A 13,022-nucleotide genomic window follows, 5' to 3' on the forward strand; every position below is an offset into this window, starting at 1 on the left:
GGAACCGGCCGGAGACCGCCCGGGTGCCGGTCAGCCGATCGGGAACCCGGTGTAGCCCTCGGCGAGGTCGGTCTCGGCGGCCCGGCAGGAGCTGATCCGGTCCAGGCGGGCCCGTTGCAGGCGTCCCTCGAAGGCGATGGCGTCCGGGTCGCGGTGCAGCATCGTCGTCATGTCGTAGCTGAAGCGCTCGGCCTGCCAGACGCGCCGCAGGCAGGTCTCCGAGTAGGCGTCGAGGAGTGCGGCGGACCCCGTGTACTTCTCGTGGACGAGGGCCCGCGCGAAGGTGACGACGTCGCCGACGGCGAGGTTCAGTCCCTTGGCCCCGGTCGGCGGCACGATGTGGGCGGCGTCCCCGGCCAGGAACAGGCGGCCGTGGCGCATGGGCTCGTGGACGTAGGAGCGCATCGGGGTCACCGACTTCTGGGTGATCGGGCCGCGGCGCAGGGTCCAGTCGTCGGCGGTCTCCAGCCGCCGTTCGAGCTCGTCCCAGATCCCCTCGTCGCTCCATGCCCCGGCGTCGGTGTCCGCGGGCACCTGGAGGTAGAGGCGGGAGACGGACGGGGAGCGCATGGACAGCAGGGCGAAACCGCGGTCGTGGCGGGCGTAGACCAGTTCGTCGTGCGAGGGTGCCACGTCGGCGAGGATGCCGAGCCAGCCGAAGGGGTACGTCCGCTCGAACACCTGGGAGAGCGGGGCCGGGACGGCCTTGCGGGCCACGCCCCAGAAGCCGTCGCAGCCGACGACGTAGTCGCACCGGAGGACGTCCTCGCGCCCCTGGTGGCGGAACCGCACGGCGGGGCGGTCGCTCTCCGCCCCCTCCACGGCCAGCGCCTCCGCCTCGAAGAGCAGCGGGCCGCCGTCGGCGAGCTGGAGGGCGATGAGGTCCTTGCAGACCTCGGTCTGGGCGTAGACCGTCACCGACCGGCCGCCGGTGAGCGCGGGGAAGTCGACACGGTGCCGGCGCCGGTCGAAGCGCAGCTCGATCCCGTCGTGCCGCAGCCCCTCGCGGTCCATCCGCTCCCCGGCCCCGGCCGCGCGCAGCACGTCCACGGTGCCCTGTTCCAGGATCCCGGCCCGCTGCCGGTGCTCGACGTAGGCGCGGTCGCGGCTCTCCAGGACGACCGAGTCGATCCCGGCGTTGTGGAGCAGCCGGGCGAGGAGCAGGCCGGCCGGTCCGGCTCCGATGATGCCGACGGTGGTGCGCATCGGTCGTTCCCTTCGGACGGGCGTCGCCACCACAGGGGGTTCGCCTGGTGAAGTTTCTTTCACTTTGATGCGCCCCTGAGTCTCCGTCGGGGCCCGTCCGATGTCAATGGTTGTCCGCGTCAACGGGGGTTCGCGTCACCGCGCGCCGACGCCGGAGCAGGCGGGACGGGTGAGGTGAGGGGCGCGCGGGCGCGGGGAGACCTGCTCGGACCCGCTCTCGTGCCGCACGGCACGGCATGCCGGTGTCGCCGTCTGCGACGTGGTGGTGCCCGGAGCCGGACTTGAACCGGCACGCCCGCGAAGGGGCAGCGAGGTTTAAGCTCGCCGTGTCTGCTTTCCACCATCCGGGCAGGCCATGGGCTCCGCGCTGCGGCTCCGACCCTATCGGGGCCACTTCCCCGAACAGCGGCCGGGTGGACTCATGTTGTCTGATTTTATTGGCAACTGAGGGAGCATCAGCGCTCGGGGGTGGCCATCGGCACTTGCCAGCAGCCTTGCGGGCGAGGACCGGACGTGCACAGGGAATGACGGAATTTCACCGTCCGAACCGGGGCGCTCCCCCTGTTCTTCACGGCCGTCCGGAAAGACGCAGCTCATCCCCAGGTGTCAGGGACGGCCCTCATCCCCAGGTATGACGTGCCCGGCCTCCCTCCGACCCCAGTCGGCCCCCGGAACGGGAACAGCGGCTGACTGCACGGGCCCGATCGGCCGAGACGATGGTCCACGTCCCGCGAACGTCGTCGTCCCCGTCAGGAGCACCCACCCGTGACCACCTCTTCCATCGCCGGCCGGACCACCGCCGTGGCCGCGCGTGCCACGGATCTGTCGAAGATCTACGGACAGGGCGAGACCCAGGTGGTCGCCCTCGACCGGGTCTCCGTCGACTTCCGTCAGGCCGAGTTCACCGCGATCATGGGCCCCTCCGGGTCCGGCAAGTCCACCCTGATGCACTGCGTCGCGGGCCTGGACACGTTCTCCTCCGGTTCGGTGCGCATCGGCGACACCGAGCTCGGCTCGCTGAAGGACAAGCAGCTCACCCGGTTGCGCCGGGACAAGATCGGCTTCATCTTCCAGGCGTTCAACCTGCTGCCGACGCTCACGGCCCTGGAGAACATCACGCTTCCGATGGACATCGCCGGCCGCAAGCCGGACCGGGAGTGGCTCGACTCCGTGATCCAGATGATCGGGCTCGCCGACCGGCTGGGCCACCGGCCCTCCCAGCTCTCCGGCGGTCAGCAGCAGCGCGTCGCCGTCGCCCGGGCGCTGGCCGCCAAGCCGGAGATCATCTTCGGTGACGAGCCCACCGGAAACCTCGACTCGCGCTCCGGCGCCGAGGTGCTCGGCTTCCTGCGCAACTCTGTGCGCGATCTGGGCCAGACGGTGGTGATGGTGACCCACGACCCGGTGGCCGCGGCGTACGCGGACCGTGTGGTGTTCCTCGCGGACGGGCGGATCGTGGACGAGGTGTACGACCCCACGGCGGACTCGGTCCTCGACCGTATGAAGCAGTTCGACGGCAAGGGCCGCACCAGCTGACCTCCCGCCTCCCTCCCCCCGCCCCCTCGTACACCCTGGACTGAGACGAACCCATGTTCCGCACAGCCTTGCGCAACGTACTCGCGCACAAGGCCCGGCTCCTCATGACTGTGCTCGCCGTGATGCTCGGCGTCGCCTTCGTGTCGGGGACCCTGGTCTTCACCAACACCATCTCGGACGCGTTCCAGAAGAGTTCCGCCAAGGGCTTCGACCATGTCGACGTGGCCGTGCGGTCCAAGTTCCAGCAGAGCAAGGGCGACCAGGTCGGCAAGCGGCCCGAACTGACCCAGGCGCTGCTGGACGAGAGCGCCCGCGTCCCCGGCGCCGGCTCCGTCATCGGCGTCGTGCACGGCTTCACCGCGATCGCCGACAAGGACGGCAAGCTGATCGGCGGCGGCTTCCAGTCCCAGGGCGGCAACTACTGGGGCACGAAGGACCCCCGGTACCCGCTGAAGTCCGGTGCCGCCCCGCACGGCGAGAACCAGGTCCTCATCGACGCCGAGACCGCCCGGCGCGCCGGGTACAAGGTCGGCGACACCATCCGCGTCTCCGTCGACGGCCCCGTCCTGAAGCCCACCGTGAGCGGCATCTTCACCACCGACGACGGCAACGTCGCCGCCGGTGGCAGCCTCGCCCTGTTCGACACGGCGACCGCCCAGAAGCTGTTCGGCAAGCCGGGCACGTACGACGAGATCGACGTGCGGGCGAAGGCGGGCACCAGCCAGGCGGCGCTGAAGTCGCAGCTCGACCGGGTGCTGCCGAAGGGGAAGACCGAGACGACCACCGCCGCGAAGCTCGCCGACGACCAGGCGCGGATGATCTCGGACTCGATGAGCGGACTGCGTCAGGGCCTGCTGGTCTTCGCCGGCATCGCGCTGTTCGTGGGCACCTTCATCATCGCCAACACCTTCACCATGCTGGTCGCCCAGCGCACCAAGGAGTTGGCGCTGCTCCGCGCGGTCGGCGCCTCCCGCCGTCAGGTCACCCGGTCCGTGCTGATCGAGGCGTTCCTGGTGGGCACGGTGGCCGCCGTGACCGGTCTGGTCGCGGGCATCGGCATCGGCGCAGGACTGAAGTCCCTGCTGGGCTCGATGGGCGCCACCGTGCCCGACGGGCCGCTGGTCGTCACGCCCGGCACCGTCGCCGCCGCCCTCGTGGTCGGTGTCCTGGTGACCATGCTGGCCGCGTGGCTGCCCGGCCGCCGGGCCGCCAAGATCCCGCCGGTGGCGGCGATGAGCAGCCTGCACGCGCAGGCCACCACCAAGTCGCTGGTCCTGCGCAACACCATCGGCGCCCTGTTCTCGGCCGCCGGTGTCGCCACGGTCCTGGTGGCCACGACGATGGACGACGTCGAGTCCGCCCAGGCGCCCATGGGCATCGGCGCGGTACTGCTGATCATCGGCGTGTTCATCCTGACCCCGCTGCTGTCCCGTCCGCTGATCGCCGCCGCGGCCCCCGTATTGCGCGCCTTCGGCGTCTCCGGCAAGCTCGCCCGGCAGAACTCGGTGCGCAACCCGCGCCGCACGGCGGCCACCGCGTCCGCGCTGATGATCGGCCTGACCCTCATCACCGGCATGACCGTGATGGCGGGCAGCCTCCAGCACGCGATCGACAAGATGGCCTCGTCCGCGATCCGCGCCGACTACGTGGTGTCGATGGCGAACGGCAACTTCCTCTCCCCGGACGTCGACAGCAGGCTGCGCGACACCGAGGGCGTGACGGCCACCAGCCCGCTGCGCAACGCGCCCTCCCGCATCGACGGCGAGACCGAGTTCCTCACCGGGGTGAACGGCAAGGCGATCGGCGAACTCACCGACCTCAGGGTCGACCACGGCTCCTTCACGGTCGCCGGCACGAAGGTCGTCGTGGACGACAAGACCGCCAAGTCGCACGACTGGAAGACCGGTTCGGTCTTCACCGCCTCCTTCGAGGACGGCAAGAAGCAGCGTCTGACCGTCGCCGGGATCTACGAGGGCAACGAGATGATCCGCGGGATCATGCTGGACAACGCCACCCTCACGCCGCACCAGTCCCGCCCGAACGACATGCAGGTCATGGTCAAGACCTCCGACGGGGCGTCCGACGCGACCAAGGACCGGCTGGTGAAGGCCCTCGGCTCCAACCCGGCGATCAAGATCCAGGACAAGAAGGACATCTCCAACGGCATCGCGCAGGTGTTCACCCTGATGCTGAACCTGCTCTACGGCCTGCTCGCCATGGCGGTGATCGTCGCGGTCCTCGGAGTCATCAACACCCTGGCGATGTCGGTGTTCGAGCGCTCCCAGGAGATCGGCATGCTCCGCGCCATCGGCCTGGACCGCAAGGGCATCAAGCGGATGGTCCGCCTGGAGTCCCTGGTGATCTCCCTGTTCGGCGGAGTCCTCGGCATCGGGCTCGGCGTCTTCTTCGGCTGGGCGGCCGGTGAGCTGCTGGGATCCAGCCTGTCGACGTACGAGCTGATCCTGCCCTGGTCGCGGCTGGTCGTCTTCCTGCTGCTCGCGGCGGCGGTCGGCGTGCTGGCGGCCCTGTGGCCGGCCCGGCGCGCGGCACGGCTGAACATGCTCCAGGCCATCAAGTCGGAGTAGCGGCACCGCTGCGACCTGCACGCCGGAGGGGCCCGTTCCGTCACGGAACGGGCCCCTCCGGCGTATGCGCCAGGCGGTGGGCGCTAGTGCTGCGGCGCCCCCCAGGTGCGGGACCGCAGCGGCATCCCCGAGTCACCGGACACGGGGGTCCGCACGGCCAGCACCTGGTTGACCCCGATGCGGTTGCGTTCGAAGGCGAGCGCGGAGGCCGCCATGTACAGGAGCCAGACGCGGGCGCGTCCGGGACTGGTGAGGCGCACCGCCCGGGCCCAGTCCGCCTCCAGGTTGGCCACCCAGCGGCGCAGGGTGAGCGCGTAGTGCTCGCGGATCGACTCCACGTCGCGCACCTCGAAGCCGGCCCGCTCCAACTGGGTGACCGTGGTCCCGAGGGGCGCGAGTTCGCCGTCCGGGAAGACGTAGGCGTCGATGAACTCGTTCACGTGGTACGCCGATTCGTCCCGCTGCGGCCGGCGTCCGATCTGGTGGTTGAGCAGCCGCCCGCCCGGCTTCAGCAGGGCGTGCAGATCACGCGCGTAGTCCAGGTAGCGTGCGGCGCCGACGTGTTCGGCCATGCCGATGGAGGAGATCGCGTCATAGGGGCCGTCGTCCACGTCCCGGTAGTCCTGGACGCGGATCTCCACCCGGTCGGTGAGCCCCTCTTCGGCGACGCGCTTGCGGGCGTACGCCGCCTGCTCCTGGGACAGCGTGACGCCGACGACGGCCACACCGTGCTCGCGGGCCGCGTGGACCGCCATGGACCCCCAGCCGCAGCCGACGTCGAGGAGGCGCTGACCGGGCCTCAGGTCCAGCTTGCGGGAGATCAGTTCGAGCTTGTCGTGCTGGGCCTGTTCGAGGGTGGCGCGGGGTTCGGGGGCCGGCCAGTAGGCGCAGGAGTACACCATGGAGGGGCCGAGGACGAGCTCGTAGAAGTCGTTGCCGACGTCGTAGTGGTGGCTGATGGCGCGCTTGTCGCTGCGCTTGGTGTGCAGGTGGCCGCGGCGCCTGCGGACCTCCTCGCGGGGCGGAGCCGGCGGGAGGGGCGGGCCGCTCAGCCTTACCAGGCCGCGGACGGCGGCGCGGGCCTCCGGGTCGCGCAGCGTCTCGGCGAGCCCGCGGGCGTCCTCGCCGCGCTCCCAGATCAGGCCCGAAAGCAGTTCCAGGGCGGTGTAGAGATCGCCCTCGACGGTGAGGTCACCGGCCACCCACGCACGGGCCAGGCCGAGTTCACCCGGCTTGAACAGCAGCCGCCGCAGGGCCCGGCGGTTGCGTACGACGAGCATCGGTGCGCCCGGCGGCCCCGCCTCGGAATCGTCCCAGGCGCGGACGCGCACGGGAAGCGGGGTTCCCACCAGTTGTTCGAGGAGTCGTGTGAGCCGCAGCGCGGCATCGGGCATGGTGCACACCTCCATGACGACGAACGCCGGAATGTCATCCACCACGTAAACACCGGGACGCGCCGGGCGCAGTCCCGCAATGGAGTTACGACTGGGCAAATACCACCGTTCCACCGCAACGGCTCCGCGTCACGCCCCGCGGAACGCCGAAGGACCTCCCGCACCACGGATGGCGGGAGGTCCTTCGGTTCGTTCGTCGGACCGGGAGGCCACAACGCCCGGAGTTCCGGGTCAGGAGGCCCGGGTCAGGAGGCCTTGGCCTTCTCCTCGGTCTTGCTCGCGGCGGGCACCGGCGCGGGCTTGGCGGCCTCGTAGAACTCCTCGCGGGGGTTCTCCATGGCGCCGAGGGAGACGACCTCGCGCTTGAGGAACATGCCGAGGGTCCAGTCGGCGAAGATGCGGATCTTCCGGTTCCAGGTCGGCATGGCCATACCGTGGTAGCCGCGGTGCATGTACCAGGCGAGGCGTCCCTTGAGCTTGATCTTCATCTTGCCCATGACGATCATCGCGACGCCCTTGTGCAGGCCGAGACCCGCTACCGCGCCCTTGTTGGCGTGCTCGTAGTCCTTCTGCGGGAAGCCCCGCATCTGGGAGATCACGTTGTCGCCGAGCACCTTGGCCTGGCGCAGCGCGTGCTGGGCGTTCGGCGGGCACCAGGCGTTCTCGTTGCCCGCCCGGCGGCCGACGAGGTCGGGCACCTGCGCGTTGTCACCGGCGGCCCAAATGTAGTCCGTGCCCTGCACCTGGAGGGTGGGCGCGCAGTCGACGTGACCGCGCGGGCCGAGCGGCAGGCCGAAGCGGGACAGCACGGGGTTGGGCTTGACGCCCGCGGTCCACACGATGGTGTTGGAGTCGACCTCGAGGCCGTTCTTGAGCACCACGTGGCCGTCGACGCAGGAGTCCATGGAGGTGGAGAGGTAGACCTCCACACCGCGGCCCTCGAGGTGCTCCCTGCCGTACTGGCCGAGCTTAGGGCCTACCTCGGGGAGGATCTTGTCGGCGGCGTCGACGAGGATGAAGCGCATGTCCTCGCGGGACACGTTGTTGTAGTACTTGGCCGCATCCCGGGCCATGTCCTCGACCTCACCGATGGTCTCGGCGCCGGCGAAGCCACCGCCGATGAAGACGAAGGTGAGCGCCTTGCGGCGGATCTCCTCGTCGGTGGTGGAGTCGGCCTTGTCGAGCTGCTCCAGGACGTGGTTGCGCAGTCCGATGGACTCCTCGATGCCCTTCATGCCGATGCCCTGCTCGGCGAGGCCGGGGATCGGGAAGGTGCGGGACACCGCGCCCATCGCGATGACCAGGTAGTCGAAGGGCAGCTCGTACGCCTCGCCGACCAGCGGGGCGACCGTGGCGACCTTGCGGTCCTGGTCGATGGTGGTGACCCGGCCGGTGAGGACCTCCGCCTTCGGCAGCACGCGTCGCAGCGGGACGACGACGTGCCGGGGGGAGATGCTGCCGGCTGCGGCTTCGGGGAGGAAGGGCTGGTAGGTCATGTACGAACGGGGGTCGACGACCGTGACGGTCGCCTCTCCGTAGCGCATCTTCTTGAGGATGCGCCGAGCTGCGTACAGGCCTACGTACCCACCGCCTACTACGAGGATCCTGGGACGCTCCGTGGTGCTCATGGCATCGAGTATCCACCTGCCCCAGGGGGGTCGCTCGTGCGCCCCTTCACAAGGTTGGGCACCCCCTGTGCTAGACTCCGCGCCCCCTATTCGGCGGTCCCTGGCGGCAGCAGGCGGCCGCCGTCCGGTTCGGACCGTTGTCAAGGCCGCGTGAGCTGCTCCTCTGACCGAAGAAGGTCCTCCGCGGAGGGGCCGTGCGGCCCTTCCAGAAGCACTTCCCGACGCTCACCCGAGCACCGTTTCCTGCCTGCTGAGACCCCAAAAAGGCCCCCGGAGGCCCGTTCGGCCCTTGACATGGCCCAATTCCTTGTGAAGAACTTCACGAAGTTTTCCTGGCGGAGCGTCACCGAGGGACCCCCAACGGCCCCCCGAACGCGCTCACACGGCATACGGACTGCTCAACGGGATACTACTGGCCAGTAAGATCCAGGCCGAACGAGCCTACGCCACCGACCACGCGATGCCGTCGAGCATCGCTCACGAACGCGACTCCCGAACCGGGCGCGTGTACACGCGAGCGCGTACACTAATCTCATGACTGAGAACATCGTGACCGTACGGGAAGCCCGCGCGCACCTCGCCGACCACATCAACCGGGCCGAGGAAGGCGTTCCGACCGTCATCACGCGCAACGGCGCTCCGGTGGCAGCCGTGGTCCCGATCGCGGACTTCGAAGCGCTGGAGGAAGCGGCCGACGTCATGCTGGCGCGCGAAGCCGAAGCGGTCCTGGCCGAGGGCGGCCCCACAGTGACGATGGCGGAACTGCTGGCGGACCTGTTCACCGAGCAGGACGGCCAGGCGGCGTGAAGTACGCCTTCCGGTTCACCACGGCGGCGCAGCGGCAACTCCGGGCCATCAGTCGGCCCGACGCCATGCGCATCCTGACCGCGCTGACCGCGCTCGGTGACGACCCGTACCGCGAGGACGCCGACGTCAAGAAGCTCACCGGCCCGTCCGGGCTCTACCGGCTCCGGGTCGGAAGCTACCGGGTCGCCTACCAGATCAACGATGGTGAACTCGTCATCCTCGTCGTCAAGGTGGGCGACCGCCGGGACGTGTACCGCAACCTGTAGGCGGTCAGGCCAAAGACCATCCGATCCCGTCCAGGATGTCGTGCTCGCTGACGACGACCTCCTTCGCGCCGATCCGCTCCATGACGGCCAGCAGGACCAGGGCGCCCGCGCCGATGACGTCGACGCGGCCCGGGTGCATGGAGGGGATCGCCGCGCGCTCGGCGTGCGTGGAGCGCAGCAGGCGGTCGCTGATCTCGCGGACGCGCTCGCGGGAGACCCGGGAGTGGTGGATGGCCGCCGAGTCGTAGGCGGGCAGTTCCTGCGCGATCGCCGACACCGTCGTCACCGAGCCGGCCAGGCCCACCAGGGTGCGCGCCTCGCGCAGCGGGACCGTCTTCTCGGCGAGGTCGAGCGCGGTCTCGATGTCGGCCCGTACGGCGGCGATCTGCTCCTCGGTCGGCGGGTCCGTGACGACTCCGTCCCGCACCAGGTGACGTTCCGTCATGCGGACGCAGCCCACGTCCACCGAGCGGGCCGCGCGGACGTGGTCGTCGCCCACGACGAACTCCGTCGAGCCGCCGCCGATGTCCACCACCAGGAAGGGCCGGGCGAGGTCCGTACGGCCCGTCAGCTCCTTCGTCGCGCCGGTGAAGGAGAACTCCGCCTCCTGGTCACCGGAGATCACCTCGGGCTCGACGCCGAGGATGTCCATCACCCCGCGCACGAACTCGTCCCGGTTCTCGGCGTCCCGGGAGGCGGAGGTGGCCACGAAACGCAGCCGCTCGGCGCCGTGCTCCTTGATGGCCCCGGCGTACTCCCGGCAGGCCGCGAAGGTCCGCTCCAGGGCCTCGGGGGCGAGCCGGCCGGTGCGGTCCACGCCCTGGCCGAGCCGCACGATGGTCATGCGCCGGTCCAGCTCGCGCAGTTCGCCCGTCGCCGGGTCGGCGTCCGCGACCAGCAGACGGATGGAGTTCGTACCGCAGTCGACGGCGGCGACCCGGGTCATGCGCCGCCCTCCTCGATGCCGACGGGCCCCGCGGGCGTCACGCACGGGCCCTTGCGCCACCACTCGGGCAGCATCGCGATCGCCTCGTCGCCGAGCGGGTTCACCCCGGGACCCGCGGCCAGCGAGTGGGCGACCAGGACGTGCAGGCACTTCACCCGGTCCGGCATGCCGCCCGCGCTGGGGAAGCCCGTCAGCTCCTCGATCTCGTCCCGGCGCCGGATGTAGTCCTCGTGCGCGGCCCGGTACGCGGCCGCGAGCTCCGGGTCGGTGGCCAGCCGCTCCGTCATCTCCTTCATCACGCCGTCGGCCTCCAGCGTGCCGATGGCCGAGGCGGCGCGCGGGCACGTCAGGTAGTACAGCGTGGGGAAGGGCGTGCCGTCGGGCAGCCGCGGGGCCGTCTCCACGACGTCGGGCTGCCCGCAGGGGCAGCGGTGCGCGATCGCGCGCAGCCCGCGCGGCGGCCGCCCGAGCTGCTGCTCGAAGGCCTCGATGTCCGCCTCGGTGGGCTCGGTGCGCTCAGTGGACGGCGGTGGGGTTTCCATGCCTTGCGTACATCTCTCTGTCAGTTCACTGGTCGGAGGCGTCGGACTTGTCGACCCCGTCCCAGACGTTGGCGTACCAGGGGCGGCGGGCCGTCCCCCGCTCGGCGCGGGACCGCTCGGCCCGGCCCGGTTCGACCACGACGTAGCCGGTCTCCCCGGGCTTCACGTAGTGCAGCCGCCGCCGGATCTGCTGTTCGGCGTAGGTGTCGTCCTGCCAGCGTGCCTTGAGGTCGCGCAGTTGTTCCACCCGCTGCTGGGCCTGCCGCTTCTGCCGTTGCAGGTCGGCGATGTCGGCGCGCTGGGAGACGTACTGCCGCATCGGGTACGCGAGGGCGACCACCATCGAGCACAGCACCAGCGCGAGCAGCGCCGCGCGGCCGGTGAGGCGGGAGCGGCGGGCCTGGCGCCGGGTCTGCGAACGGTAGACACGGGCCGCGGTCTGCTCACCGAGCAGCCTGAGCCTGGTCGTGGTGGAGAACCGGTCCCGGTCCTTGACGGCCATCGTCCCGCCTCCCGTTCGTGCCCGCGCACACACGTGCGTACGTCCCCGGACACGGTACGGGACCGGGTACGGGGACGTACGTGCGACGGGCGAAGCCGTACGCTGTGCGGCTCAGCCGCCGTGGCGGCCGAGCCCCTGCCGTGCCTACTGGTTCGCGGAGCGGAACCGCGGGAAGGCCGAGCGGCCGGCGTACACCGCGGCGTCGTCGAGGATCTCCTCGATGCGCAGCAGCTGGTTGTACTTGGCGACGCGCTCGGAGCGGGCCGGGGCGCCGGTCTTGATCTGGCCGCAGTTGGTGGCGACGGCCAGGTCGGCGATGGTGACGTCCTCGGTCTCGCCGGAACGGTGGGACATCATGCACTTGAAGCCGTTGCGCTGGGCCAGCTCGACGGCGTCCAGGGTCTCGGTGAGCGAACCGATCTGGTTCACCTTCACGAGCAGCGCGTTGGCGGCGCCGTCCTCGATGCCGCGGGCGAGGCGCTCGGGGTTGGTGACGAACAGGTCGTCGCCGACGAGCTGGACCTTGTCGCCGAGCTTGTCGGTGATGACCTTCCAGCCGGCCCAGTCGTCCTCGAACAGCGGGTCCTCGATGGAGACGAGCGGGTAGGCGGCCACCAGCTCCTCGTAGTACTCGGTCATCTCCGCCGCGGAGCGGTCCTTGCCCTCGAAGAGGTACTTGCCGTCCTTGTAGAACTCGGAGGCGGCGACGTCGAGCGCGAGGGCGATCTGCTCGCCGGGCGCGTAGCCGGCTTCCTTGATCGCTTCGAGGATGAGGTCGAGGGCCTCGCGGTTGGAGCCGAGGTTCGGGGCGAAGCCGCCCTCGTCGCCGAGGCCGGTGGACAGGCCCTTGCTCTTCAGGACCTTCTTCAGGGTGTGGTAGACCTCGGTGCCCCAGCGCAGGGCCTCGGAGAAGGACTCCGCGCCGATCGGGGCGATCATGAACTCCTGGATGTCCACGTTGGAGTCGGCGTGCGAGCCGCCGTTCAGGATGTTCATCATCGGCACCGGCAGCAGGTGCGCGTTCGGACCGCCCAGGTAGCGGAAGAGGGGGAGGTCCGAGGCCTCGGAGGCGGCGTGCGCGACGGCGAGGGAGACACCGAGGATGGCGTTGGCGCCCAGCGAGCCCTTGTTGTCGGTGGCGTCCAGGTCGAACATGGCCTGGTCGATCAGACGCTGCTCGGTGGCGTCGTAACCGACGAGCTCCGGGCCGATCTGCTCGATCACGGCGAGGACGGCCTTCTCGACGCCCTTGCCCTGGTAGCGGTTGGGGTCGCCGTCACGGAGCTCGATGGCCTCGAAGGCGCCGGTGGAGGCGCCGGAGGGGACGGCGGCACGACCGGTGCTGCCGTCGTCGAGGCCGACCTCGACCTCGACCGTGGGGTTGCCTCGGGAGTCCAGGATTTCCCGGGCTACGACGACGTCGATGGACGGCACGAGCATCTCCTTCTGGGATGTGACGCTGAAAGTGCGGGGCGTGAGCCCTGCGACTAGAGCCTAACCGTCCCGCGGTGGCGACCGGCCGACCGACCGCCTCGTGGACAGGATGACGGTATCCATTGTTCCCGTCCGGAACAAAGGGGAGGGGAAGGTTCGGGAACGCCCCGGCGTGC

11 protein-coding genes and 1 tRNA gene are annotated in these 13,022 nt (G+C 70.3%); 4 read left to right on the forward strand and 8 right to left on the reverse strand.

The window, feature by feature from the left end:
• Positions 1–30: 30 nt before the first annotated feature.
• Together ACF09J_RS13080 and ACF09J_RS13085 are read right to left on the reverse strand one after the other, a co-directional pair.
• Entirely contained in the window at positions 31–1,206 is a 1,176-nt protein-coding gene (locus ACF09J_RS13080) for a 4-hydroxybenzoate 3-monooxygenase (protein ID WP_392305486.1), read from the reverse strand.
• 263 nt (positions 1,207–1,469) lie between these two features.
• Positions 1,470–1,556 (reverse strand) — tRNA-Leu (locus tag ACF09J_RS13085).
• 415 nt (positions 1,557–1,971) lie between these two features.
• Here ACF09J_RS13085 and ACF09J_RS13090 point away from each other — a divergent pair.
• Together ACF09J_RS13090 and ACF09J_RS13095 are read left to right on the forward strand one after the other, a co-directional pair.
• Positions 1,972–2,742 (forward strand): ABC transporter ATP-binding protein, encoded by a 771-nt coding sequence (locus ACF09J_RS13090; protein WP_392305487.1) that lies wholly within the window; start codon positions 1,972–1,974, stop codon positions 2,740–2,742.
• A 53-nt stretch (positions 2,743–2,795) separates the two neighbouring features.
• On the forward strand, positions 2,796–5,327 hold the full coding sequence (locus ACF09J_RS13095) for an ABC transporter permease (RefSeq protein ID WP_392305488.1): 2,532 nt from the start codon (positions 2,796–2,798) through the stop codon (positions 5,325–5,327).
• Between the two features lie 83 nt (positions 5,328–5,410).
• On the opposite strand, the gene ACF09J_RS13100 is transcribed toward ACF09J_RS13095, so the two are convergent.
• Both ACF09J_RS13100 and ACF09J_RS13105 read right to left on the reverse strand, forming a co-directional pair.
• On the reverse strand, positions 5,411–6,721 hold the full coding sequence (locus tag ACF09J_RS13100) for a class I SAM-dependent methyltransferase (protein ID WP_392305830.1): 1,311 nt from the start codon (positions 6,719–6,721) through the stop codon (positions 5,411–5,413).
• A gap of 245 nt (positions 6,722–6,966) precedes the next feature.
• Positions 6,967–8,349 carry an NAD(P)/FAD-dependent oxidoreductase gene (locus ACF09J_RS13105; protein WP_392305489.1) on the reverse strand — a complete coding sequence of 461 codons (1,383 nt, stop codon included), beginning with the start codon at positions 8,347–8,349 and terminating at the stop codon, positions 6,967–6,969.
• A 534-nt stretch (positions 8,350–8,883) separates the two neighbouring features.
• On the opposite strand from ACF09J_RS13105, the gene ACF09J_RS13110 reads away from it, so the two are divergent.
• Positions 8,884–9,156, forward strand: coding sequence for a type II toxin-antitoxin system Phd/YefM family antitoxin (locus ACF09J_RS13110; RefSeq protein ID WP_392305490.1), 273 nt, complete (start codon positions 8,884–8,886; stop codon positions 9,154–9,156).
• Positions 9,153–9,422, forward strand: coding sequence for a type II toxin-antitoxin system RelE/ParE family toxin (locus tag ACF09J_RS13115; RefSeq protein ID WP_199210820.1), 270 nt, complete (start codon positions 9,153–9,155; stop codon positions 9,420–9,422). Before ACF09J_RS13110 ends, ACF09J_RS13115 begins: the two co-directional genes overlap by 4 nt.
• 4 nt (positions 9,423–9,426) lie before the next feature.
• On the opposite strand, the gene ACF09J_RS13120 is transcribed toward ACF09J_RS13115, so the two are convergent.
• From ACF09J_RS13120 to eno, 4 genes are all read right to left on the reverse strand, one after another.
• Positions 9,427–10,368 (reverse strand): exopolyphosphatase, encoded by a 942-nt coding sequence (locus tag ACF09J_RS13120; protein ID WP_392305491.1) that lies wholly within the window; start codon positions 10,366–10,368, stop codon positions 9,427–9,429.
• Entirely contained in the window at positions 10,365–10,910 is a 546-nt protein-coding gene (locus ACF09J_RS13125) for a DUF501 domain-containing protein (protein WP_392305492.1), read from the reverse strand. Before ACF09J_RS13125 ends, ACF09J_RS13120 begins: the two co-directional genes overlap by 4 nt.
• 25 nt (positions 10,911–10,935) lie before the next feature.
• Entirely contained in the window at positions 10,936–11,412 is a 477-nt protein-coding gene (locus ACF09J_RS13130; RefSeq protein ID WP_392305493.1) for a septum formation initiator family protein, read from the reverse strand.
• 144 nt (positions 11,413–11,556) lie between these two features.
• Positions 11,557–12,846: a phosphopyruvate hydratase gene (gene eno / locus ACF09J_RS13135; RefSeq protein WP_392305494.1), complete on the reverse strand. Its 1,290-nt coding sequence runs from the start codon at positions 12,844–12,846 to the stop codon at positions 11,557–11,559.
• Positions 12,847–13,022 lie beyond the last annotated feature (176 nt).

The organism is Streptomyces sp. NPDC014889, assembly GCF_043081205.1.
Taxonomy (GTDB): domain Bacteria; phylum Actinomycetota; class Actinomycetes; order Streptomycetales; family Streptomycetaceae; genus Streptomyces.